General features: G+C 57.7%; 25 protein-coding genes, 1 tRNA gene and 1 pseudogene. 8 read left to right on the top strand and 19 right to left on the bottom strand.

The genetic code is table 11. The features are described from left to right. Positions 1–6 precede the first annotated feature (6 nt). The 9 genes from V8689_RS11570 to V8689_RS11530 all read right to left on the bottom strand — a co-directional run bounded on the left by V8689_RS11570 (position 7) and on the right by V8689_RS11530 (position 6,273). On the bottom strand, positions 7–525 hold the full coding sequence (locus tag V8689_RS11570; protein ID WP_056787540.1) for a hypothetical protein: 519 nt from the start codon (positions 523–525) through the stop codon (positions 7–9). Between the two features lie 14 nt (positions 526–539). Then, positions 540–761 (bottom strand): PLDc N-terminal domain-containing protein, encoded by a 222-nt coding sequence (locus V8689_RS11565; RefSeq protein ID WP_003190416.1) that lies wholly within the window; start codon positions 759–761, stop codon positions 540–542. Positions 762–839: 78 nt separating this feature from the next. Continuing rightward, positions 840–1,283 (bottom strand): SRPBCC family protein, encoded by a 444-nt coding sequence (locus V8689_RS11560; protein WP_056787542.1) that lies wholly within the window; start codon positions 1,281–1,283, stop codon positions 840–842. 65 nt (positions 1,284–1,348) lie between these two features. Then, entirely contained in the window at positions 1,349–1,735 is a 387-nt protein-coding gene (locus V8689_RS11555) for a nuclear transport factor 2 family protein (RefSeq protein ID WP_056787545.1), read from the bottom strand. Between the two features lie 93 nt (positions 1,736–1,828). Beyond that, a complete protein-coding gene (locus V8689_RS11550; RefSeq protein ID WP_056787550.1) occupies positions 1,829–2,572 on the bottom strand; it encodes an SDR family oxidoreductase in 744 nt (247 codons plus the stop codon). A 43-nt stretch (positions 2,573–2,615) separates the two neighbouring features. Further along, entirely contained in the window at positions 2,616–3,743 is a 1,128-nt protein-coding gene (locus V8689_RS11545; RefSeq protein ID WP_056787555.1) for an alkene reductase, read from the bottom strand. Between the two features lie 56 nt (positions 3,744–3,799). Continuing rightward, the gene (locus V8689_RS11540) at positions 3,800–4,381 is read right to left on the bottom strand and encodes a TetR/AcrR family transcriptional regulator (RefSeq protein ID WP_056787558.1); all 582 of its coding nucleotides are present in this window, start codon (positions 4,379–4,381) and stop codon (positions 3,800–3,802) included. A gap of 103 nt (positions 4,382–4,484) precedes the next feature. Then, positions 4,485–5,735: a cation:dicarboxylate symporter family transporter gene (locus V8689_RS11535; protein ID WP_056787561.1), complete on the bottom strand. Its 1,251-nt coding sequence runs from the start codon at positions 5,733–5,735 to the stop codon at positions 4,485–4,487. Positions 5,736–5,847: 112 nt separating this feature from the next. Beyond that, the gene (locus tag V8689_RS11530) at positions 5,848–6,273 is read right to left on the bottom strand and encodes a VOC family protein (protein ID WP_056787564.1); all 426 of its coding nucleotides are present in this window, start codon (positions 6,271–6,273) and stop codon (positions 5,848–5,850) included. A gap of 153 nt (positions 6,274–6,426) precedes the next feature. On the opposite strand from V8689_RS11530, the gene V8689_RS11525 reads away from it, so the two are divergent. Beyond that, positions 6,427–7,305 (top strand): LysR substrate-binding domain-containing protein, encoded by an 879-nt coding sequence (locus tag V8689_RS11525; protein ID WP_056787568.1) that lies wholly within the window; start codon positions 6,427–6,429, stop codon positions 7,303–7,305. Positions 7,306–7,518: 213 nt separating this feature from the next. Next, positions 7,519–8,793, top strand: coding sequence for a glycoside hydrolase family 68 protein (locus V8689_RS11520; protein ID WP_056787569.1), 1,275 nt, complete (start codon positions 7,519–7,521; stop codon positions 8,791–8,793). A gap of 666 nt (positions 8,794–9,459) precedes the next feature. Here the strand turns inward: V8689_RS11520 and V8689_RS11515 are convergent. Continuing rightward, on the bottom strand, positions 9,460–9,639 hold the full coding sequence (locus V8689_RS11515) for a hypothetical protein (RefSeq protein ID WP_056787572.1): 180 nt from the start codon (positions 9,637–9,639) through the stop codon (positions 9,460–9,462). Between the two features lie 2 nt (positions 9,640–9,641). Between V8689_RS11515 and V8689_RS11510 the strand changes: the two are divergent. From V8689_RS11510 to V8689_RS11495, 4 genes and pseudogenes are all read left to right on the top strand, one after another. Continuing rightward, positions 9,642–9,758 (top strand): annotated as a pseudogene (locus V8689_RS11510) (AraC family transcriptional regulator); the annotation flags it as partial. Continuing rightward, positions 9,754–10,077, top strand: coding sequence for a hypothetical protein (locus tag V8689_RS11505; protein WP_056787574.1), 324 nt, complete (start codon positions 9,754–9,756; stop codon positions 10,075–10,077). The pseudogene V8689_RS11510 and the gene V8689_RS11505, both read left to right, overlap by 5 nt. A gap of 152 nt (positions 10,078–10,229) precedes the next feature. Then, on the top strand, positions 10,230–10,406 hold the full coding sequence (locus V8689_RS11500) for a hypothetical protein (RefSeq protein WP_177343011.1): 177 nt from the start codon (positions 10,230–10,232) through the stop codon (positions 10,404–10,406). Between the two features lie 649 nt (positions 10,407–11,055). Further along, positions 11,056–11,241, top strand: a complete 186-nt coding sequence (locus V8689_RS11495) for a hypothetical protein (RefSeq protein ID WP_056787577.1) — start codon at positions 11,056–11,058, stop codon at positions 11,239–11,241. Positions 11,242–11,466: 225 nt separating this feature from the next. Here V8689_RS11495 and V8689_RS11490 read toward each other — a convergent pair whose 3' ends face one another. The 3 genes from V8689_RS11490 to V8689_RS11480 form a co-directional block, all read right to left on the bottom strand. Further along, on the bottom strand, positions 11,467–11,754 hold the full coding sequence (locus tag V8689_RS11490; protein WP_150072860.1) for a hypothetical protein: 288 nt from the start codon (positions 11,752–11,754) through the stop codon (positions 11,467–11,469). Between the two features lie 116 nt (positions 11,755–11,870). Beyond that, on the bottom strand, positions 11,871–12,971 hold the full coding sequence (locus V8689_RS11485) for a polyamine ABC transporter substrate-binding protein (protein ID WP_056787582.1): 1,101 nt from the start codon (positions 12,969–12,971) through the stop codon (positions 11,871–11,873). Positions 12,972–13,034: 63 nt separating this feature from the next. Beyond that, the gene (locus tag V8689_RS11480) at positions 13,035–13,850 is read right to left on the bottom strand and encodes a carbon-nitrogen hydrolase family protein (protein WP_056787586.1); all 816 of its coding nucleotides are present in this window, start codon (positions 13,848–13,850) and stop codon (positions 13,035–13,037) included. A gap of 103 nt (positions 13,851–13,953) precedes the next feature. Here V8689_RS11480 and V8689_RS11475 point away from each other — a divergent pair, with 103 nt between their 5' ends. Continuing rightward, the gene (locus V8689_RS11475; RefSeq protein ID WP_056787589.1) at positions 13,954–14,754 is read left to right on the top strand and encodes a response regulator transcription factor; all 801 of its coding nucleotides are present in this window, start codon (positions 13,954–13,956) and stop codon (positions 14,752–14,754) included. Here the strand turns inward: V8689_RS11475 and V8689_RS11470 are convergent. The 6 genes from V8689_RS11470 to V8689_RS11445 all read right to left on the bottom strand — a co-directional run bounded on the left by V8689_RS11470 (position 14,745) and on the right by V8689_RS11445 (position 20,097). Further along, positions 14,745–15,854, bottom strand: a complete 1,110-nt coding sequence (locus V8689_RS11470) for a P1 family peptidase (RefSeq protein ID WP_056787592.1) — start codon at positions 15,852–15,854, stop codon at positions 14,745–14,747. The two genes, V8689_RS11475 and V8689_RS11470, sit on opposite strands and share 10 nt — an antisense overlap. A 530-nt stretch (positions 15,855–16,384) precedes the next feature. Beyond that, positions 16,385–16,460 (bottom strand) — tRNA-Gly (locus tag V8689_RS11465). A 60-nt stretch (positions 16,461–16,520) separates the two neighbouring features. Beyond that, on the bottom strand, positions 16,521–17,081 hold the full coding sequence (pgsA, locus tag V8689_RS11460) for a CDP-diacylglycerol--glycerol-3-phosphate 3-phosphatidyltransferase (RefSeq protein ID WP_032892416.1): 561 nt from the start codon (positions 17,079–17,081) through the stop codon (positions 16,521–16,523). A gap of 32 nt (positions 17,082–17,113) precedes the next feature. Then, positions 17,114–18,937 carry an excinuclease ABC subunit UvrC gene (gene uvrC, locus V8689_RS11455; RefSeq protein ID WP_056787597.1) on the bottom strand — a complete coding sequence of 608 codons (1,824 nt, stop codon included), beginning with the start codon at positions 18,935–18,937 and terminating at the stop codon, positions 17,114–17,116. A gap of 1 nt (position 18,938) precedes the next feature. Continuing rightward, positions 18,939–19,580, bottom strand: a complete 642-nt coding sequence (gene gacA, locus V8689_RS11450) for a response regulator transcription factor GacA (protein WP_003190387.1) — start codon at positions 19,578–19,580, stop codon at positions 18,939–18,941. 151 nt (positions 19,581–19,731) lie between these two features. Beyond that, the gene (locus V8689_RS11445; protein ID WP_056787600.1) at positions 19,732–20,097 is read right to left on the bottom strand and encodes a helix-turn-helix domain-containing protein; all 366 of its coding nucleotides are present in this window, start codon (positions 20,095–20,097) and stop codon (positions 19,732–19,734) included. 82 nt (positions 20,098–20,179) lie between these two features. On the opposite strand from V8689_RS11445, the gene V8689_RS11440 reads away from it, so the two are divergent. Next, complete coding sequence (locus tag V8689_RS11440) at positions 20,180–20,419, top strand: DNA-binding protein (protein WP_044273192.1); 240 nt, start codon at positions 20,180–20,182, stop codon at positions 20,417–20,419. The last annotated feature ends 19 nt before the right edge of the window (positions 20,420–20,438 follow it).

Here is a 20,438-nt window from a genome sequence, read left to right as displayed (position 1 = left end):
AGGCGCTCAAGGGTAGATGAACTGAGAAAAGCGCACGGACGCGCCCGTTTTTGGCCGCGACACCTGGGTATCGACGCTGCCCATCGTGTCGCTGCGCAAGGTCAGGTACAACACCGCCTGGCCGGCGTTGTCACTCAGCATCCACACGCTCACGCCCTCCCCGGCCGCCCTGGCCTTGAGCGGCTGAGGCTGCAGCATCTCGATATTGAAACCGCGCAGCAGCTCACCGCTCAACTCGACCTCCAGGGGTTCCTGGGCCTTATCTTGCACATGAATCACCAGCCCATCGGAGGCACCATTACGCAAAAAGCGTTGGTACTCCACGCGCAACTGCCCATCGGCACTGCGCACTTCACGGGTGCTCAGCGGCCCGCTGGAAAACAAGCCTGCCAAGCTCAAGCCGATCAGCAACAGCAGCGCATACCAACCTACCCGTTCAAAGCGCCAGACCTTGCGCTGCAAGGCCATGTTTTCCTGCACCGGATAGTTGCGGCTGCGTAAGTCGCCAGGGTCTGGGTTGTTCATAGCGGGGCCCGGATTCAACCCTTGCTGTGCTCGGGAGAAGACGGCCCCTTGGTGACGCCCCGTGGGCCGGCAATTGCCCATATCGCCGCGCCCAGAAACGGCAGCACCACGACTACCGCGCTCCAGCCTGCCTTGCTGGCCGAGGCGTTATCGCTGCGCCAGATGCTGTTGATGATCCACGCGTCGAGCAGTACGAGAATCACTGCCAGGCCGATCCAGAAGTAAGTGGTTTGCATGATGCACCTCCAGGTTATGTAACTTTTGGTGCGCGGGTGCGGGTTGGGTTCAATATATTTAAGGACCTGCCGCTGGACTCAGCGACACTGAGCAAGCCACAACTGCAGTCCTTGGTGGCCATCGACTATCAAGCTTTGAATCAAGGCTTGATAATGTTGCGCGGTATTGGGTTCCTGGAGGTCGAAACACGCAGACCAAGTGATGCACGTTTGGTCTTGCCCCGTCAAAGCCACCAGACGTACCGTTGCCACGTAGTTATCCAGAGGCAGTGGTGCTTCTTCAAAGCGGTAGGACAGCGTTAAGGTGCGATCATCGACGGATAACAAGCGCTCTCTCACAACCGACCCATCAGACAGCGTCAGTGTGCGCAGACACCCAACAGCCCCATCGGACTCGCCGTCCTCGAGGTGGCTTTCGACAATCGCAGGGTGCCACTGCTGGATCTCACCAAACTTCTTCACCACGCTCCAGGCGCGTTGTGCATCGCTGTTCAAAACAGCGGAAAATTCAACCATTGGCATCGTATAACCCATTGAATAGACAGCCCGGCGATCCCGGCATCAGGCGTGCCGGGATCGGTTGATGCTTACGCGTCGAACCGGTGATACACCTTGGCAATCACCTTCCAGACACCCTCAATTTTGATCAGTGTCAGGTAGTCGTTGTAATCGGCGCCAATCGCGTCGTTTTCCATATCGACACGCACCACCGCGGTGCTCGGCGTAATTGCCAATACGTCGAGGCGGGTGGTGATTTGGGGTGCGCCGCCGTTCTTCTCAACGAAATCAAACAGGTTGTTGATCGGGCCGCCGAGCAGCTCGCCATTGGTAAACCCATACATCACTGCGTCTTGATGGAAGGCTTGTGCGACGCTGTGAGCATTACCGGTACGCAGACCTTCCACGTACTGATTGGCTGTGGCGATGACAGCGTTGTACTCTTGGGTGGGTACTGCCTTGATATTCTTTGACATGCTTGTTTTTCTTTTCATGGAGGGATGAGATGCCACACCGCTCGCCTGACATAGCCGAGGGGTCTTGCTGAATGAGGCAATGACCGCCGCCCGTTACCAATCCTGGCGCGTCGGCGAGATGATCAAGTCATTGACGGTGACGTTTTCCGGCTGGTTGAGCGCGTAAATCACTGCACGGGCGACATCGTCAGGCCCAATTGCAATCCGGTTCAGCGCCTGGGCAGCCTCGCGCCCCCGCGGATCACTGACCTTGTCCGCCCATCCCGTATTGATCACGCCGGGGCTGATCGTGTTAACGCGAATACCGTGCTGCACGCCAAGTTCTTTGCGCATGGACTCGGTCATGGCCTGGACGAAAAACTTGGTCGCACTGTAGACACCCGCCGACGGCCCTACCTGATGCCCTGCAACAGAGTCCATATTGAGAATCTGCCCGGACTTCTGTTCCAACATGAACGGCAATACCGCAGCCGTCATATTGAGGTAACCCTTGATGTTCACATCGATCATTTTTTCCCAATCCTGCACGGCCAGATCAACCCACCGGGAAAAAAGCATCAGGCCGGCGTTGTTCACCAGGATGTCGATGGCGCCGTACGTTTCACGCGCAAACCTGGCAAGCGCCTGGGTTTGATCCGGTCGGGTCACGTCAGTAGTAAACGCGACCACCTCACTGGCGGCCTCGCGCAGATCAGCGACGAAAGACTCCAAAGCCTCTTCATCAAGGGCGGCGGCAACCACGCGCGCACCCTGCGCTACCAGCGCCCGGGTGGTTGCCGCGCCGATGCCTGAGGATGCGCCCGTGACGATGGCTACCTTGTTTTGCAGGTAATTCATGTTCTATACCTTTTGCGATGAATACTATTGCGACGCCTGTGCCTTACTTGGCGCTAGAGCTTGCTATTGAGGCGTCCGCGGTTGGCCAATCGGTGTAACCCTTTGCGCCCCCACCGTAGTAACTCTCGCGTGGCGCGATGGTCAGCTCGATACCGCGGCGCAGACGCTCCACGAGGTCGGGGTTGGAAATGAACAAGCGACCAAAGGCCACCGCATCAATCCGGCCCTGCGCTCGGCGTTCGATTGCCATCGCCAGGTCGTAGTTGTTATTGCCAATGAATGGCCCTTCAAACTGCGCACTCAATGCATCCAGGTCCACGCCTTCGGGCACGGTGCGGGAGGTCGCCGTGGCGCCTTCAACAAAATGCAGGTATGCCAGGTTGAACTGATTGAGCTGCTGGATCAGGTAGCCGTAAGTCGCCATGACGTTACTGTCGGGAGGGGTATTACCGGCATCCGGGGTCACAGGTGAAAGGCGAATACCGACGCGGTCGTTACCCCATATCGAAACCACGGCTTCGGTGACTTCCAACGTCAGTCGAGCCCGGTTCTCAATGGAACCGCCGTATTGATCAGTGCGTTGATTGGTGGAGTCGCGCAGGAATTGATCGAGCAGATAGCTGTTGGCCGAATGCACTTCTACGCCATCAAAACCGGCTCGTTTGGCGTTCTCGGCGGCTCGCTTGTATTGCTCGATGATCCCTGGGATCTCCGAGGTTTGCAGCGCACGAGGCATCGACACCTCGACAAAGCCCTTTTCGGTGTACGTACTGCCTTCAGCCTTGATTGCCGAAGGTGCTACCGGCGCTTCGCCGTTGGGTTGCAGCTCGACACTGGAAAAACGCCCCACGTGCCATAACTGACTGACAATTTTGCCGCCCGCCGCGTGTACTGCGTCGGTGACTTTTTTCCAGCCAGCCACCTGTTCTTCCGACCAGATTCCCGGCGTCATGGCATAGCCACGCCCTTGAGCAGAAATGTTTGTCGCTTCGGCAATGATCAAGCCGGCACTGGCACGTTGAGCGTAGTAAGTGGCATGCAGTTCATTCGGTACACCGTCATCGGCCATTCGGCTACGTGTCACTGGCGCCATGACAATCCGGTTGGCCAATTGCAACGCCCCCATATGCGCAGGAGAAAAAAGGTCGGTATCTAGGGTCATAGCAGTCATAAAGCCTCTGAATAAATTAGACCGGTCGTCTAGTGAAGTGGTAAAAAAAAACGCCCCTATGCCAGCAGGCGCTTACTCGTGATCAGCGCTGTTTCGAAAGCAGCCGTGGTGTTTCGCACCTTCACTAACAGTGAAGCGCCCAGCCACAGTTGATACAACGATTCAGCCAATGTCTCGGCGTTCTGGGTCGACGTGATGGAGCCATCGGCCATCCCCTGTTCAATACACCGCGTGATCCTCTGGATAATCAGTGTGGTGCCCTCTTCAAGTACGCTGCGCATGTCCTCTGAGAGGTCGCACACTTCTGCGCCGAGTTTCACCACCAGGCATTTCTCCTCGGGATGATCGAAAGCCTGTGTCTTAGCCCAATAACTCAAGTAGCCAATCAGCCGCTCGGCGCCAGTCCCTTGCGCTGCCATGACGATGTCTACCCGACCGATATACTCTTGGAAATACTCTTCCAGCAGTGCTTGGCCGAACTCCTCCTTGGAGCGGAAGTAGTGATAAAACGAGCCCTTGGGCACGCCCGCCGTCGTCAATACCTCCATAAGACCGACGGCGGTATAGCCCTTGTGGGTCATCAGTGACTTCGCTACATCGATGATGTGCTGTCGCATGTCCAGATTAGATTTTTTCATAATGACGAGAGCCTAATGCAAACTAGACCGGTCGTCTACTCTCATTGACACGAACTGACCAATGACCACCTGAATGCTCGCCTATTAATGCTCGTATAAACGATTAGGCCCGCGCGGCATCCCTTGTAGGTTTGAGCTCGACCTTTTCCCACTTGGCGATGACTAATGGAGCGACGGCATTACCCAATACGTTCAACGTGGTGGTACCACTGTCGATGATCCTGAAAATGCCAGCGATCAACGCCACGCCTTCCAATGGCAGACCTGCCGAGGCCAATGTCGCTGACAAAATGATGATGGCAAAACCCGGCACCCCTGCAGCCCCCTTAGAGGTCAGCACCATGGTCACCACCAACAGAATCTGCTGGGATAACGACAGGTCGATGCCATAGAGTTGCGCGACAAAGATCGTCGCCACGCCGAGAAAGATCGACGCGCCATCGAGGTTGAACGCATACCCCACCGGCACCACGAAACTGACGATCCGACGCGGCACGCCGTAACTTTCCATCTTTGTCATCAACTGCGGCATCACTGCGGCTGAGGCGGCACTCGAGAACGCGAGAATCAACTCATCGCGCAGGTAACGGATCAGTTTGAAAATGTTTTCGCCAATCAAGTAACAGATACCGCCAAGCACCACTAAAGCGAAAGCAATCAGCGCCAGGTAAACCACACCAATCAACTTGAGCAACGGCAATAAGGAAGCGAAACCAAACGTCGCCACCGTCGCGCCGATCATGCCAAACACACCCACAGGTGCATAAGCCATGACCATGGAAACAACCTTGAACATCGCATCTGAAATGCTTTGAAGCAATGCGATCACTGGTGCATTTTTCTCTTTCGGTAATGCGTTCAATGCCAAGCCGAACAGCACGGCAAAAAACAACACCGACAGCAATTTCCCCTCCGACATCGCAACCAACACGTTATCGGGAACAATGTTCTGCAAAATAACCAGCGCCCCTTTCGGCGGCTCTAGCGTGATGGATGCGCCACTGTGCGAGACACCGGAAATGTCGGTACCGGTTCCAGGTTCCAAGAGGTTTGCGAAACACAAGCCCATGACGATGGCCAGCGCGGTGATCGCAAAGAAATAACCGAGCGAGCGCACACCCATGCGGCCAAATGACTTGCTGTCTGCGCCGCCCGTGATGCCCAGGATCATGCAGCAGAATACGATCGGTACAACGACCATCTTCATCATCTTGATGAAGATGTCACCGAGCGGTTTCAGAACCTGCACGCTGACCCAGGCCTGATAGTGCGGATGGGTATTGAAGTACCAACCGACAAGCACGCCAAGCAACAGCCCGGCAACGATTTGCCACACCAAGGGGATACGTTTCATGTCTAGCCTTCTTGTTGGAATGAAAGGTCTGCGTTATCTGCAGTTGCTAGAGTCATGAGCTTGCAGCTCACGTGAGATCACCTGGCACAGCGCCGCCGTGCCAGGGGCGTTCTTATTTCGCGAAGAGCTGGCCCATATCCTTGAACGCCTTGAATTCAAGGGCATTGCCGCAAGGATCAAACAGGAACATGGTGGCTTGCTCACCCACCTGACCTTTGAAACGAATGTACGGTTCGATCACAAACTCTGTACCAAACGACTTCAGCCGCTCGGCCAAGGCTTCCCATTGCTCCCAGCCCAGAATGATGCCGAAGTGCGGAACAGGCACATCGTGACCATCGACCGGATTGCTATGAACGCTTTCTTGAGAGGCGGTTTTGGGGTGCTCGTGAATCACCAGTTGATGACCATAGAAATTGAAATCGACCCATTGAGTGCTGGAACGTCCTTCTTCTAAACCAAAAACCTCACCGTAGAAGGTCCGCGCTGCAGTCAGGTCGTAAACAGGTATTGCGAGGTGGAATGGCGAGAGGCTCATCAGATCTCCAGTGCTTTTTTTGTGATTTGGCGAAATATCCCCCTCATTGACTCGCTAGGCTCAGCCGTTGCCGGGGATGGGAAACATCGTAGGACGGAAAACCAAACATAAAAATCAATATATTTTGCTTAGAAACACAATTAATATTTGTGAATGATCAAAGAACTCAAGACACTCATCGCGGTTGCGCGGGAAGGCACTTTTGCCGCTGCCGGCAACAGAATCGGCCTGACCCAGGCCGCTGTGAGCGCACAAATCCAGCGCCTCGAAGCTGAACTGGGCGTCGAGATTTTCGACAGAAAAGGACGCTCGGCGCATCTCAATAGAATGGGTCACCAGGTGCTCTTGCAAGCTCAGGAGTTGCTCAAGCTTTACGACAACCTGGGTTCCTCGACGATGGGACAACCCGCCAACGAGCGGGTGACTATCGGCGCTATCGCGTCGGTGCAGCGCTCATATTTACCCGAATCGCTGGCCAGGTTTCACCAGCAATGCCCGCAATGTCGCACGCGAGTCATTCCAGGGCTGTCGATGGAATTGGTCAACCTCGTCGACGCTGGCGAGATCGACATGGCCACCATCATTCGCCCGCCCTTCTCGCTTCAGAGTGACCTGCACTGGACGACGCTGGCGCGGGAGCCCTACCGGCTGATAGTACCGAGCGAAGTGCCCGGTGAAGACTGGTCGGCGCTCCTGTCCAGCCATCCTTTCATTCGCTATGACCGCTCATCGTTCGGCGGCCGGCAGGTTGATCGATTTGTGCGGCAAATGCATTTCGCGCTGCATGAGGTGTGCGAACTGGATGAGCTGGAGGCCATCCTCCAGTTGGTCAAAAAGGGTGTAGGCGTCGCATTGGTGCCGCAAACGTGCAGAGATCCGGAGTGGCCTTTGGGTGTGCGAGCACTCGATCTGGGCATACACACCTTTCATCGTGATATCGGGCTCATACACCGGTCTCGCCAAAGCCTTACCGAACCGGTGCGGATACTGGCTGACTTGATCTCTGATCAGTTCAAGCGAGGCTTGATCTGACCACGCTCTCGCCAGTGGTCGCCACCCGACCACGCCGATAGCTGAAGGGACTAACTTCTAGAAACGAGACGAGATGAAACGTATCAGCTCTAAAAAAATCACGAATTATGCATAAATGCATTTTTACCCTTGACCCAGAGATCCGAGTCCTTTAAATTCGAATTACTGTATATAAATACAGTATTTTGATTCCCTTCATGGACGAGGTTTCCTATGAAAAGCACCCCTGCGAAATTTGGCAAAACACCCCATCAACCCAGCCTGTGGACCCGCGCCGATGCGCTCAAAGTGCATGCGGACGACCCCACCACCACCCAGCCACTGGTCAGCGCGAACTTCCCGGTACTGAGCGACGAGGTGTTTATCTGGGACACCATGCCGCTGCGTGATATCGACGGCAACATCACCTCCGTCGACGGCTGGTCGGTGATCTTCACCCTCACCGCAGATCGCCACCCGAACGACCCGCAATACCTCGATCAGAATGGCAACTACGACGTCATCCGCGACTGGAACGATCGCCATGGCCGGGCAAAGATGTACTACTGGTTCTCCCGCACCGGCAAAGACTGGAAACTCGGCGGCCGGGTAATGGCTGAAGGGGTTTCGCCCACCGTGCGCGAATGGGCCGGCACGCCGATCCTGTTGAACGAGCAAGGCGAAGTAGACCTGTACTACACCGCCGTCACGCCCGGCGCGACCATCGTCAAGGTGCGTGGCCGCGTGGTGACCACCGAGCATGGGGTCAGCCTGGTGGGCTTTGAGAAGGTCAAGCCGCTGTTCGAGGCGGACGGCAAGATGTACCAGACCGAAGCGCAAAACGCCTTCTGGGGCTTTCGCGATCCATGGCCGTTCCGCGACCCGAAGGACGGCAAGCTGTACATGCTGTTCGAAGGCAACGTGGCCGGCGAACGCGGTTCGCACAAGGTCGGTAAAGCCGAAATCGGCGACGTGCCGCCAGGCTATGAAGACGTCGGCAACTCGCGCTTCCAGACCGCCTGCGTCGGGATCGCCGTGGCCCGTGACGAAGACGGTGACGACTGGGAAATGCTGCCACCGCTGCTGACCGCGGTCGGTGTCAACGACCAGACCGAACGCCCGCACTTCGTGTTCCAGGACGGCAAGTACTACCTGTTCACCATCAGCCACACCTTCACCTACGCCGACGGCGTGACCGGCCCGGACGGCGTGTACGGCTTCGTCGCCGATTCGCTGTTCGGCCCGTATGTACCGTTGAACGGCTCCGGCCTGGTGCTGGGTAACCCGTCCTCCCAACCGTTCCAGACCTACTCGCACTGCGTCATGCCCAACGGCCTGGTGACCTCCTTCATCGACAGCGTACCGACCGACAACACCGGCACACAGATCCGTATCGGCGGCACCGAAGCACCGACAGTGGGCATCAAGATCAAAGGGCAGCAAACGTTCGTGGTCGCCGAGTATGACTACGGCTACATCCCGCCGATGCTCGACGTCACGCTCAAGTAAACGGAGGCTTTGAGGCAGCGGGTTTGAATACATGGCAAACCCGCACCTGTGGCGAGGGAGCTTGCTCCCGTGGCGGCCTGACAGTGGAGCGAATGCACATAGGCATTCACCCCACTGTACAGCTCGCCACAACCCCCGGTAACCACGATGCGAAGCGAGTCGCTCTTGATCTTGATCTGCTCTTGATCTTAGGCGCCCCGTTAAACCACGCTGGCCGAACGCAGGCTTGAATCCGTGGGCCGCCGCCACGCGCCATCCATGGCGCGGGGCGGCTAACCCGGCGTCCTGCCGGGTTAGCCACGGATTCAAGCCTGCGTTCGGGCACACCGAGCCCAAGCGAGGTGCCGAGTGGTGGGGCAAGAGCGTTTTGCTTACTTTTGGGCTCTTTTCAAAAGTGAGCCGCCGTCAGGGCGGAACCCTAAGTGGCCGTTACCTAAATAACGGATATGTACTCAATCTGATCCAACATCCCGGTCGGCTGTCAGGCCACCTTCGCGAGCAAGCCCGCTCCCACAGGTTGATCGTGAGGTGTCAGATAGATATGGGGCGGCTGGCAGGCCGTCATCGCAGACAAGCCAGCTCCCACATTACCGGCCAGCAGGAAGTCATTGCCGGCTCCGCCGTTGAGCGGGTCGTTGCGTGGCTTGTAGTAACCCCGCCAGGTACTCAGTCCCCCACCAGCAACCCCAGAAACAACTTTTGATCCAATGGCGGTGTCACATGGGCATAGATCACCTTCAACACTGCGCTGTCGTTGGCGCCGGCCTCTCGCACCAGATCCTTCTGCAGCAGGAAGCGCTGCTGGGCCAACTTGAGATGGGCAACACGGTAGGCACTGTCCGCCACCTGGCCTTGGCAAACTAATGCCGGGCCTGATGTTGATTGATGCCGGCGGCCAGCGCTACCCCGGACTGGTGCCTATCCTGACCACCATGGAACGCGAAGTCAGTGGTTCAGCGCGTGGACATCGGTAAGGCCTACCCGGACTACCTCAAGCGCCTGCTGCTGTCCGATAGCGACGACGCCTTGCAGCGCCAGCGGCTATTTGGCCAGCAGTTGCGCGCGCAGTTACCGTTGCAGGCGTTGACGCTGGCGATCCAGGGGACCCGTACCCGCTACGACCGATGCGGCCGCCTCAGCCAGAAAGCTGTGCACTACCAGCAGGTCGCCCGCGAAGAACTCCCACTGCTGCAGAAGCGCTACCAGTACGACGCCAGCGACAATCTGGTCATCGAACGCCTACCCAGCAGGTACGTATTCGTATGCGCAAAAAACATTTTTTGACAACAAAACCGGTCTGGAAAAAATATTTCACGCAGATGAGAACAGCTTTCTACACTCACCATAAATGCCCTTGATTGCTTGCCCATAACGCCCAGACGGCCCCCGCCACAGCACACGACCAGTTGCTTTTCCCGCAAGAGAGGACAAGGCTCATGCCATCGACCAAAAATGTTTCACAACTGATTTTTGTGTTCTGGCCGAGGCGCCGGCTGCGCATCCTCACGGATGAAGAAGCACGTTTGATTGAACACTTCCGCACGCTGTCGGAAACCGACCGGGTGGCGATGCGCTATTTGACCTGCGCCTTCAAGGAGGTGTCCCGCTTTTGACGGGCTCGCACCTCCCAACCGCCAATCTGACCAGGGATGCCAGTTTGGCTGGCTCCCCGCTCAATCGCACCTCTATTCCCCCGGCCGTGAAAGATCGTTCCTACACCTTCGCCAAACACTTCCGACGGCCCCATCTGAAAAACTCAGCAGTCACGAAAAATGACGAGCCCTTTTCTAAAATAAACGTTATGTATTCAGTTGTTCTGGGCAAGAAGCCCACGTTTCCATTCATCTCATGAAGAACTTGGATTATGCAAAATACTTCGCTTTTCCCCTCATTGCGTACCGCCCTTGGTACAGCCCTGCGGCCCCGACAGCTCAACCGAGAGGAAGAGCGCCTGGTCCACTACTACCGTTGCTTGTCGGAACAAGATCGTGAAGCGGTGCGCTGCCTGATATTTGCGGTCAAGGAAACCAGCGGAGCCGAACGCCCTCACCCATAAAAAGTGACACCGTCATGGGTCAGCGAACGATGAAGTACCTGCGGGGTTGGACACGCTGCCAAGAGCCGGCCCCCATGGAACTTTCCTACCCAACCAACGCACGCCTGTCGACCCCACAAGCAACGCCATCACGTGCGTGATTGTGACCGCGACCTCGCCGTCGAAACGGTCTACCTTGCTAGAGTCTGCTCGACCCGCTTCCCTACGTGCGCCGGCACATCTGCGGCGACTGGGGCGATGTGCGCGCAGAGCATCGGCGCTACAACGACGCGGCTCTGGAACTTGGCGGTTACCTGCTGTCGTTCTATGTCATCAGTGACGGGTTGGACCTCTGTGTCTTCACGGAAGCGGACCGGGACCTTACGGCGGTTTTCCTGCTGGACGAGTACTGACTACCGGCCATAAAGCCGGCATGTGCCTGACGCGGTTTGACAGACACCCGCCGCCAAGCCCTAGTCAAAGACCGCGGTGCGTCAACGGCGCATTGGCCGCGTCATACCTTCATCACTTTCGTCATCTCAAGGGACGCCCACCCTGCGGTTGGGGAATCCTGCTGTTGCAGACCTTGAGCCCCCGCCTGCCGGGGGCTCTCTGCTATGTGCTCCCGCAGGGCTTCACTACTCGCTTGTCGCCAGGAATTTTTCCCCAGCCCCTGTTTCCAGCCACTGTGCATTAACGCTCAACAGTCCTGCGATCCTATCGAGCTGCAAGTGCGGGATACCACGAGAAAACCAATTGGTCAGCCGCTGGGGGCTGATCTTCAGAAATAGCGCGAAATCCATTGGCGCGATCTTGCACTCCGAGAGCACTACCCGCAGACGCACGCCGGAACATTCCGCGCTGGCAGCGCGAAGCATCGTTGATCGTCGCCCTGTCCGCGCTTCTTTCTCTTGGCCGTAGACCATTCCTTGCTCCTTGTGTAGCTCCATGTGTTTTTTGCCTCTTTCACAATGCAGGTCCACTGAGTATAAACACCGCGTTCATCGGGTCCAATTCAGACCGATCACTGCCTGCCGCGCAATCAGGTCCCGCTCTTGACCTTGCTCCAGACCCGCGTGCGCACTCGCTCTAGTTTCAAGGGCAGCGGCTCCAGCGCGAACAGCGTATCGAGCACCGCTTTAGAAGGGTAAACCCCTGGATTGTCTCGCACTTTTTCGTCGACCATTGCCTTGGCATCCTGATTGGCATTGGCGTAACTGAGATAGTTGGACGACGCAGCAATCACGGACGGGCGCAGCATGTAATCAATGAACGCAAGGCCCTGCTGAGGGTTCGGTGCATCATTGAGTAGCACCAGGTTTTCCACCCAGATCGGCGCGCCTTCCTTGGGAATGCTGTACTGGATCTGGCGGCCATTGCCGGCAGCATCGGCGGCTTTGCGCGCGTCCATCACGCCGCCTGCCCAGCCGACGACAGCGCAGATATTGCCATTGGCCAAATCGGTAATGAAGCGTGACGAATCGAAGTAGCGAATATGCGGGCGCAGTTTCAACAGCAGTGCCTGGGCCTTCGCATAGTCGTCCGGGTTCTGGCTGTTGTAGGGCAACCCCAGATAGTGCAAGGCGATCGGAATGATCTCGGCGGGCGCGTCCAGCATGGCCACGCCGCACTCGCCCAACTTGGCGAGATTTTCCTCCTTGAAAATCAGGTCCCAGGAGCTCACCGGTGCGTCATTGCCCAGCAGCGCCTGGACTTTGGCCACGTCGTAGCCAATGCCCGTGGTGCCCCACAAATAAGGCACGGCAAAGCGATTGCCGGGGTCGTTGCTGTTGACCTTGGCGAGGATGTCCGGGTCCAGATGGGACAGGTTCGGCAGTTGAGAGCGATCCAGTTCCTTGAGCACACCGGCCTTGATCAGGTTCGGCAACAGATCGCCAGTGGCGACTACCACGTCATAGCCACTGCGCCCGGCCATGAGTTTGCTTTGCATGACCTCACTGTTGTCGAACACGTCGTAGGCCGATTGAATGCCGGTCTGCGCCTGGAAATCCTTCAACGTAGTCGGCGCGATGAAGTCATACCAGTTATAGATATTGACCTTCGGTTCCTCTGCCTGGGCGCAGGCCATTACGCCGCCGATAACGGCAGCCAGCCCCCATTGCATGCATCGAATAGCGATCATCACGAACTCCTGGGCCGGCACGTGGGCGCCAGCTGATTATTGTTATGGAGGGTACAAACGCGGTCAGCGGATGAGCATTTCACGGCGGCCGTCGAGGTGCTCGACAGTCTCGCCTTGCAGCAGCAGCCGACGATCATTGAGGTAGTGATAATCCAGGCGGGCCGCCTGGATTTGAGCAAGGTCCAGGCGGACTACCTGCCGGGTTTCTTCGCGCCCGGCTTCATACAGCACGCGTCCAAACGGGTCGACCACCGCACTGCCGCCGGCAAACACCAGGCCGTCATCGCCCTGCCCTGCGCGGTTGACCATTACGCTGAACAGCTGGTTCTCCTGGGCCCTGGCCATAATCGCGGTACGGTGCACCGGGCCGTAGGGGTCCATGTTGCCGTTGGTGACGATGATCACTTCGGCGCCCAGCTGCGCCAACGCCCGCGCGGTTTCCGGCAGTTCGATGTCGTAGCAGATCAGCAGGCCCACACGCACGCCGTTCCACAGCGTGGTGACAAAGCGGTCACCGGGTGTGATGTCTGCACGTTCGGAGGGCCACAAATGGGTTTTGCGATACCGTAAGGCAATGCCCTCGGGAGTGATCAATACCGAGGTGTTGTAATAGGCGCCCGCATCACATTCGACCAAGCCGATGACAACCGACACATTGCGCTGGCGTACCGCCTGTTGCACGGTTTGCAGTGTCGGGCCGTCCAGGGGCTCGGCGACGTTGGCCAGTTGTTCGCCACCGACGAAGCCCATCAAATGGGTTTCCGGGAATACCAGCAAATGGGTATCCGCCTTGCAGTTGGCGATGGCCTCCAAGGTGCGTCCCAGGTTATAAGCAGTGTCGCCATCGCGGCCGGCTAACTGCAAGAGTTCGATGTTCATGGCAGGTCCTTGGGCAAAGTGGAAACCCGAATTTACCCGGGCCTTCAAATGAGTATGGGGTGGCGCTCAATGCAAAAAAATCACTTCAATGGGGTACCCCGCAATGGGTAGTCAGAGCAGTTTGACCTTGCAGGATGTGGCCTGGCATGACGCGGTCGGGCGGTTGATTGAAAACCTCGACCAACCGCACTTCTGGGCCTCCATGGCGCGTTTGCTCGGGCGCTATGTACCGGTGGACAGCTGGGTGGTGCTGATCTTCAACCCTGGCAGGCCATTGGTTCTGGCTGAATCGCCTACGGAGGAAGGCGGCACCGACTCGCTGTTCCAGGACTACCTCAAGGGGCTTTACCTGCTCGACCCCTTTTACCTGGCCAATCGCGAATCACCGAGAAGTGGGCTGTTTCAACTGGACGATGTCGCCCCTGAATGTTTTGAGCAGACCGACTATTACCAGCGCTACTTTCGCCTGAACGTGGTCGCCGATGAGATCCACCTCAATGTGCAACTCGACCCCCAGCGCACCCTGAGCCTTTCGTTGGGCAGCCGTTGCCGCTTCAGCCAGGAGCAACTGGCATTGCTGCGGTTGATCCAGCCCTGGGTAGCCGGCCTGATGCGCCAGCGCTGCGTGTTTGAACACGCATCGAGCAGCCCGGCGCCAGCGGAGCCTGCGCCGGACTGGCAGGAGCGCCTCCTGTCCCCGACGCTGCAGATCAGCGCTGCGTTGTCGAGCCGTGAGGCCGAGGTGGCGCAATTGATGCTCAGCGGCTGCTCAAACAAAGAGATCGCCCGCAAGCTGGCGATCTCTGCCGAAACGGTCAAGGTGCACCGCAAGCATATGTATAACAAGCTGGGGATCAAATCCCAGTCCGAGTTATTCCTGTTGTTCCTTCAGGCTCAGGAATGAACCGCGGCCGTCCAACCTACTTTCGCCATCGCTGCCAGCAACTGCTCAGGCTTGAGCGCCAGCGCTTGCCGGCCACGGCCCTGCAGGTCCTTGGCGGCCAATAGAGCGTTGAGGATCGCCTCTTCGACGGCGTCCGCTGCGGCCACAAACAGCGCGGAGATGTAGTCGTTATTGACCATCTGCAAGGCCGTCGTCGGCGGGCCGGGTTGCCCGAGATTGGCAACCGGCAAACCGGCATTGCCTACCGAAAACGCGATGAAAATGTCGCCGCTGTCGTCCTCGGTACCGCCACCAACCCGTGCCAAGCCGATACTCGCGCGCTGTGCCAGGCGAGTGCATTGATGCGGCAGCAAGGGCGCATCCGTGGCAATGGTGATCACGATGGACCCCATGCCAGGCACGCCCACATTAACCGGGCCGTCATAGGGAGAAGGCGTGTCTTGCAATACGCTGCCGACCGGGTAACCGGCCACGCGCAGTGCGCTGCGTGCGCCGTAGTTGGCCTGCACCAGGGCACCTACGGTCCAGCTGCCCTCTTCGGCGCTCAGCACGCGAGACGACGTACCAATCCCACCTTTGAATTCATGACAGATCATGCCGTTGCCACCACCCACACAGCCTTCCTGCACCGGGCCGCTGCGCGCATCCGCCAAGGCTGCCTGCACATGCTCGGCAGTGACGTGCTGGTCCCAGATATCGCTCAAAATGCCATCGTAGGTTTCCAGCACCACCGGCATGCACCAGTAGGTATGCTGCTTGCCCATTTCACGCTCGGCGGCCACCAGTGCATCGCGCACCACACCAACGCTATGGGTGTTGGTGTAGGCAATGGGCGTGGTCAGTAAACCTGCTTCGCGTATCCACTCCAGGCCGGTGGCATCACCATTGCCGTTCAGTACGTGAACACCGGCGAAACACGGGGCCAGATGGGCCGCGACTGGGCGCGGCTCGATGATGGTCACGCCGGTATGCATAGAGCCATCGATACTTTCGGCATTGAGGGTGTGGTGGCCAACGCGCACGCCAGGCACATCAGTGATGGCGTTGAACGCCCCCGGTGTGCCCTTGCCAATCACAATGCCCAGATCTCGTAAGCGCATGTTTTACTCTCAATTGTTGAGTGAAGAACCCGCGTGAAGTCTAGGTTGGGTGGGCAGGTGTGACGATAACCTCCTGTGAGTACCCTTGGGGCGGTAGGTCTTGCGTAAGTATCGTGCCCAGTCAGAATTTGGTTAGCGTTAACGCTTGGCAAAAAGCGGCCAGCGCGGACGAGCATCGCCACATTGCGCTGCTGATCCCAACAAAGCTGTAGATAGGTAAGCCCACACCAGGAAATCCATAGGAAAAATCAGCGCCTAAACTCGAGGCTACTCAGGGCAATGCCCAGAACCCTAGGCGACCGAGGCTGGCAGCCAAACGCAGGATGCCCGTCTGGCGACCTGGGAGAGTCCAGCAACAATGCGGATTCGAGTCTGTCCGTTAGACAGTACTTAAATCGATACTTAAACGTACCGGATTACCCTGGATTCCAGTGGTTTTGCATACAAACAAAAAAAGACGCCTAAGCGTCTATTCCGTAAATCACAGGCAAAAAAAAGCCACTCAATTGAGTGGCTTTTTCTTTAACGTTTGGAGCGGGAAACGAGACTCGAACTCGCGACCCCGACCTTGGCAAGGTCGTGCTCTACCAACTGAGCTATTCCCGCTTGGTGATGCGCATTCTATAGAATCCTCAGCACCCGTCAACCCCTTGATTCAAAAAAGTTTTATTTCTTTTCAACGGTCGTGCGCAGATGAGGCCAGGCAGCGCGCAGGTATTGCAGCATGGACCACAGGGTCAGGCCGGCGGCGATGAGCAGCAAGGCGTAGCCGGTGAGTACCCAGAATGTGAAGTCCGACGGGTTAGCCAGCAGGATGACCAGCGCGAGCATCTGCGCGGCGGTTTTCCATTTGCCCATGTTGGAGACGGCGACGTGGGCGCGGGCGCCGATTTCGGCCATCCATTCGCGCAGGGCCGAGACGACGATCTCGCGGCCGATGATCACGGCGGCTGGCAGGGTCAGCCACAGGTTGCCGTGTTCCTGTACCAGCAGAACCAGGGCAACGGCCACCATGAGCTTGTCGGCCACAGGGTCGAGGAACGCGCCGAAGGGCGTGCTCTGTTCCAGGCGGCGTGCCAGGTAGCCGTCGAGCCAGTCGGTGGCGGCTGCGAAGGCGAATACCGAACTGGAGGCGATGTAGCTCCATTCATACGGCAAATAGAACAACAGAATGAAAATCGGGATAAGCAGGACGCGTAGAACGGTAATCAGATTAGGGATATTCATCGGCACAACTGGCTACGAGGTGAGAAGGCATTCTATTCGCTGTGCAGGTTTGCATAAATCAGCTCAGCGAGCTTTTTACTGATACCGGGTGCTTTGGCTATCTCGTCAATGCTGGCACGGGACAGCTCCTGCAAGCCACCAAAATGTTTAAGCAAGTCACGACGGCGCGTCGGGCCTACCCCCGCAACCCCTTCCAGGGTTGAGGTTCGCCGGGTTTTGCCACGGCGGGCACGGTGGCCGGTAATGGCGAAACGGTGCGCTTCGTCGCGGATTTGTTGAATCAGGTGCAGTGCGGGTGAGTCGCCCTTCAAAGTGAACTCATGGGCGGCATCATTCAAGTACAACGTTTCAAAACCAGCCTTGCGCGTGGTGCCCTTGGCGACGCCGAGCAGGATCAGGTCGGGCACCGCCAGTTCGTTGAGCACGTCACGGGCCATGGACAACTGGCCCTTGCCGCCGTCTACCAGCAGGATATCGGGCAACTTGCCCTCCCCGTCCTTCAACTTGCTGAAACGCCGCGTGAGCGCCTGGTGCATGGCGGCGTAGTCATCGCCTGCGGTAACGCCTTCGATGTTGTAGCGCCGGTAGTCGGCCTTGATCGGCCCTTCCGGCCCGAATACCACGCAAGAGGCCACAGTGGCCTCGCCGCTGGAGTGGCTGATGTCGTAGCACTCCAGGCGCTGGGGCGGCTCGTCCAGGTTGAGCACTTCGGCCAGCGCGTCGAAGCGTGCAGCGACGTGCTGTCGGTTCGCCAGCCGCGCGCCCAGGGCCTGTTCGGCGTTGGTCACGGCCAGTTGCTGCCAGCGGGCACGGGTGCCGCGTACGCGGTGGCTGATGTCCAGCTCGCGGCCGCGCAGCTCGTGGATCGCTTCGATCAAGGTGGGGAAGTCTTCGTGCACCACGTTGACGATCAGCTCCGACGGCAGGTCGCGCTCAGGGCTGCTGACGTAATAGTGGCCAAGGAACGCAGCCATGACCTCCGCCACGTCTTCGTCGATACCGGTCTGCGGAAAGAAGTTCTTGCTCCCCAACACCCGCCCGCCACGCACGCTGATCAGGTGCACACAGGCGCCGCCCGGGTTGACGAACGCGGCGATCACGTCGACGTCACCGGTGCCGCCTTCCATGCTTTGCTGGTCCTGGACACGGCGCAGCAGGGAGATCTGGTCACGCAGTTCGGCAGCCTTTTCGAAATCCAGGGTGCTGGCGGCCTGCTCCATGGCTCCAGAGAGCTCATCGGTGAGCGCGTTGCTGCGCCCTTCGAGGAACATCACCGAGTGGCGCACATCCTCGGCGTACTCCGCAGGTTCCACCAGGCCCACACAAGGCGCCTTGCATCGCTTGATCTGGTATTGCAGGCATGGCCGTGTGCGGTTCTTGTAGAAGCTGTCTTCGCACTGGCGCACAAAAAAGGTTTTTTGCAGCAGGCTCAGGCTTTCACGAATCGCCCCGGCGCTGGGGTAAGGCCCGAAGTACTTGCCCTTCTGCTTTTTTGCCCCGCGGTGAATGCTCAGGCGTGGAAAATTGCCGTCCGATAAAAATACGTAAGGGTAGGATTTATCGTCACGTAGCAGGATGTTGTAAGGCGGCCGCCATTCCTTGATCAGCGTCTGCTCAAGCAGCAGCGCTTCGGTTTCATTGGCGGTGATGGTGGTTTCGACCTGGGCGATACGCCCCACCAGGGCGGCGGTTTTCGGCGCAAGGCCGGTCTTGCGAAAGTAGCTCGCCAGACGGCTCTTCAGGTTCTTGGCTTTGCCCACGTAAAGCAGGCGCGCCTCGCTGTCGAACATGCGGTACACGCCGGGGCGGCCACTGCAGGTGGAGAGAAAGGCACTGGGATCAAACGGTGTGGTCATGTCAGGCGCTGGCGTCCACCATGCCGTGGCGCACCGCGAGCAGGGTCAATTCAACATCACTGCTGATGGCAAGCTTCTCGAAGATACGATAACGGTAGGTATTGACGGTCTTGGGCGACAGGCACAGCTTGTCAGAGATGGTCTGCACCTTCTGGCAACCGACGATCATCAGGGCGATCTGGATTTCCCGCTCCGACAACGCATCAAACGGCGAATCGCTGGTGGGCTGAAACGATTTGATGGCCAATTGCTGGGCAATCTGCGGGCTGATGTAACGCTGGCCAGCAAATACCAGGCGAATGGCTTGCACCATTTCGGCCAGGCCTGCGCCCTTGGTGAGGTAGCCGGCGGCACCGGCTTGCAGCAAACGGGTGGGGAACGGGTCTTCCTCGCACACCGTGACCACCACGACCTTGATGTCCGGATGGCTGCGCAATAGCTTGGTCGTGGCACCAAGACCGCCAATCCCAGGCATCTTGACGTCCATCAGCACCACATCGGGCTTCAACTCCCGGGCCTTGATCAGGGATTCCTCCCCCGACTCCGCCTGGCCGACTACTTGCAGGCCGTCGATGTCAGCCAGCATTCGTGTAATACCTGTACGAACGAGATCATGGTCATCGACTACTAGCACCCTAATCAAGCAGACACCTCGCGATATGGTCTTATAGGTTGCTGAACACCTTAGCAAAAAACCAAGGCGCAGACCTAGTTGCAAGTGTCATATATATAGAGATTCAACGCGTTGGGGCTGTTCGCCAGGTGGCGAACAGCCGTGTTTCCTGGGTTAAAGGTCAGGATTCCTGGGGGTGCGGCTTGGCTTTTCCGTTCACCGCGGATGAATGCTCGGCCAAGGTACTGGTCAATCGACGGATTGCATCCTGGTCTTCCTTGAACATCGCTCGGTAATTGCCCAGCACTTTTTCTTCGATCTTGCTCAGGTTATCCAGCTGGATCGGCGTTGGGCTGCCGGTCAACACGTACAGGATATCCACGCCTTTTTCGGCGACGCGTGACAAATAATCGGCCTTGGGTGCACGACCACCACTTTCATATTTGCCTTGGGCGTTCGCTTCAACGCCTCCAATTTCTCCAAAAACTTTCTGCGACAGGCCAAGTCGCTCTCTTTCTTGCCTTAAGCGCGAACCGATTCCACTCATTTGGATGTATGATCCTAAATTGGCACACCCCAAGAGGTGTCACACCATTACTTCGTTAAACAAACTTGAACGGTTTTGAACTATGCCCGGAATCCGTACTGCTGCACAAGCCAAGGCCTGGCTGGAACATCAAGGAAAGTCAGTTCAAGCGTTCGCCCGGGAGCATGGCGTAGATCCGGCAACCACCTATCAAGTGCTCGCCGGGCGAAAAAAAGGACGACGTGGAGAAGCCCATAAAGTGGCGGTACTTCTGGGCATGAAAGAGGGCGTTATCGTGGATGAGCCTGAAGCTCAATCCCACGATGAACAAAGCACTAGCTGACAGCAGTATGCGCTTATTT

The organism is Pseudomonas sp. AK181, assembly GCF_051122975.1.
In the GTDB taxonomy this organism is placed as follows: Bacteria; Pseudomonadota; Gammaproteobacteria; order Pseudomonadales; family Pseudomonadaceae; genus Aquipseudomonas; species Aquipseudomonas lactis.
This window is presented reverse-complemented; position numbering and strand designations above follow the sequence as displayed.

What these genes read in the sequence shown, in the direction of transcription:
- V8689_RS11570 (WP_056787540.1), bottom strand. Translation starts at nt 525, where the DNA reads ATGAACAACCCAGACCCTGGCGACTTACGCAGCCGCAACTATCCGGTG.
- V8689_RS11565 (WP_003190416.1), bottom strand. Translation starts at nt 761, where the DNA reads ATGCAAACCACTTACTTCTGGATCGGCCTGGCAGTGATTCTCGTACTG.
- V8689_RS11560 (WP_056787542.1), bottom strand. Translation starts at nt 1,283, where the DNA reads ATGCCAATGGTTGAATTTTCCGCTGTTTTGAACAGCGATGCACAACGC.
- V8689_RS11555 (WP_056787545.1), bottom strand. Translation starts at nt 1,735, where the DNA reads ATGTCAAAGAATATCAAGGCAGTACCCACCCAAGAGTACAACGCTGTC.
- V8689_RS11550 (WP_056787550.1), bottom strand. Translation starts at nt 2,572, where the DNA reads ATGAATTACCTGCAAAACAAGGTAGCCATCGTCACGGGCGCATCCTCA.
- V8689_RS11545 (WP_056787555.1), bottom strand. Translation starts at nt 3,743, where the DNA reads ATGACTGCTATGACCCTAGATACCGACCTTTTTTCTCCTGCGCATATG.
- V8689_RS11540 (WP_056787558.1), bottom strand. Translation starts at nt 4,381, where the DNA reads ATGAAAAAATCTAATCTGGACATGCGACAGCACATCATCGATGTAGCG.
- V8689_RS11535 (WP_056787561.1), bottom strand. Translation starts at nt 5,735, where the DNA reads ATGAAACGTATCCCCTTGGTGTGGCAAATCGTTGCCGGGCTGTTGCTT.
- V8689_RS11530 (WP_056787564.1), bottom strand. Translation starts at nt 6,273, where the DNA reads ATGAGCCTCTCGCCATTCCACCTCGCAATACCTGTTTACGACCTGACT.
- V8689_RS11525 (WP_056787568.1), top strand. Translation starts at nt 6,427, where the DNA reads ATGATCAAAGAACTCAAGACACTCATCGCGGTTGCGCGGGAAGGCACT.
- V8689_RS11520 (WP_056787569.1), top strand. Translation starts at nt 7,519, where the DNA reads ATGAAAAGCACCCCTGCGAAATTTGGCAAAACACCCCATCAACCCAGC.
- V8689_RS11500 (WP_177343011.1), top strand. Translation starts at nt 10,230, where the DNA reads ATGCCATCGACCAAAAATGTTTCACAACTGATTTTTGTGTTCTGGCCG.
- V8689_RS11490 (WP_150072860.1), bottom strand. Translation starts at nt 11,754, where the DNA reads ATGGTCTACGGCCAAGAGAAAGAAGCGCGGACAGGGCGACGATCAACG.
- V8689_RS11485 (WP_056787582.1), bottom strand. Translation starts at nt 12,971, where the DNA reads ATGATCGCTATTCGATGCATGCAATGGGGGCTGGCTGCCGTTATCGGC.
- V8689_RS11480 (WP_056787586.1), bottom strand. Translation starts at nt 13,850, where the DNA reads ATGAACATCGAACTCTTGCAGTTAGCCGGCCGCGATGGCGACACTGCT.
- V8689_RS11475 (WP_056787589.1), top strand. Translation starts at nt 13,954, where the DNA reads ATGGGTAGTCAGAGCAGTTTGACCTTGCAGGATGTGGCCTGGCATGAC.
- V8689_RS11470 (WP_056787592.1), bottom strand. Translation starts at nt 15,854, where the DNA reads ATGCGCTTACGAGATCTGGGCATTGTGATTGGCAAGGGCACACCGGGG.
- pgsA (WP_032892416.1), bottom strand. Translation starts at nt 17,081, where the DNA reads ATGAATATCCCTAATCTGATTACCGTTCTACGCGTCCTGCTTATCCCG.
- uvrC (WP_056787597.1), bottom strand. Translation starts at nt 18,937, where the DNA reads ATGACCACACCGTTTGATCCCAGTGCCTTTCTCTCCACCTGCAGTGGC.
- V8689_RS11445 (WP_056787600.1), bottom strand. Translation starts at nt 20,097, where the DNA reads ATGAGTGGAATCGGTTCGCGCTTAAGGCAAGAAAGAGAGCGACTTGGC.
- V8689_RS11440 (WP_044273192.1), top strand. Translation starts at nt 20,180, where the DNA reads ATGCCCGGAATCCGTACTGCTGCACAAGCCAAGGCCTGGCTGGAACAT.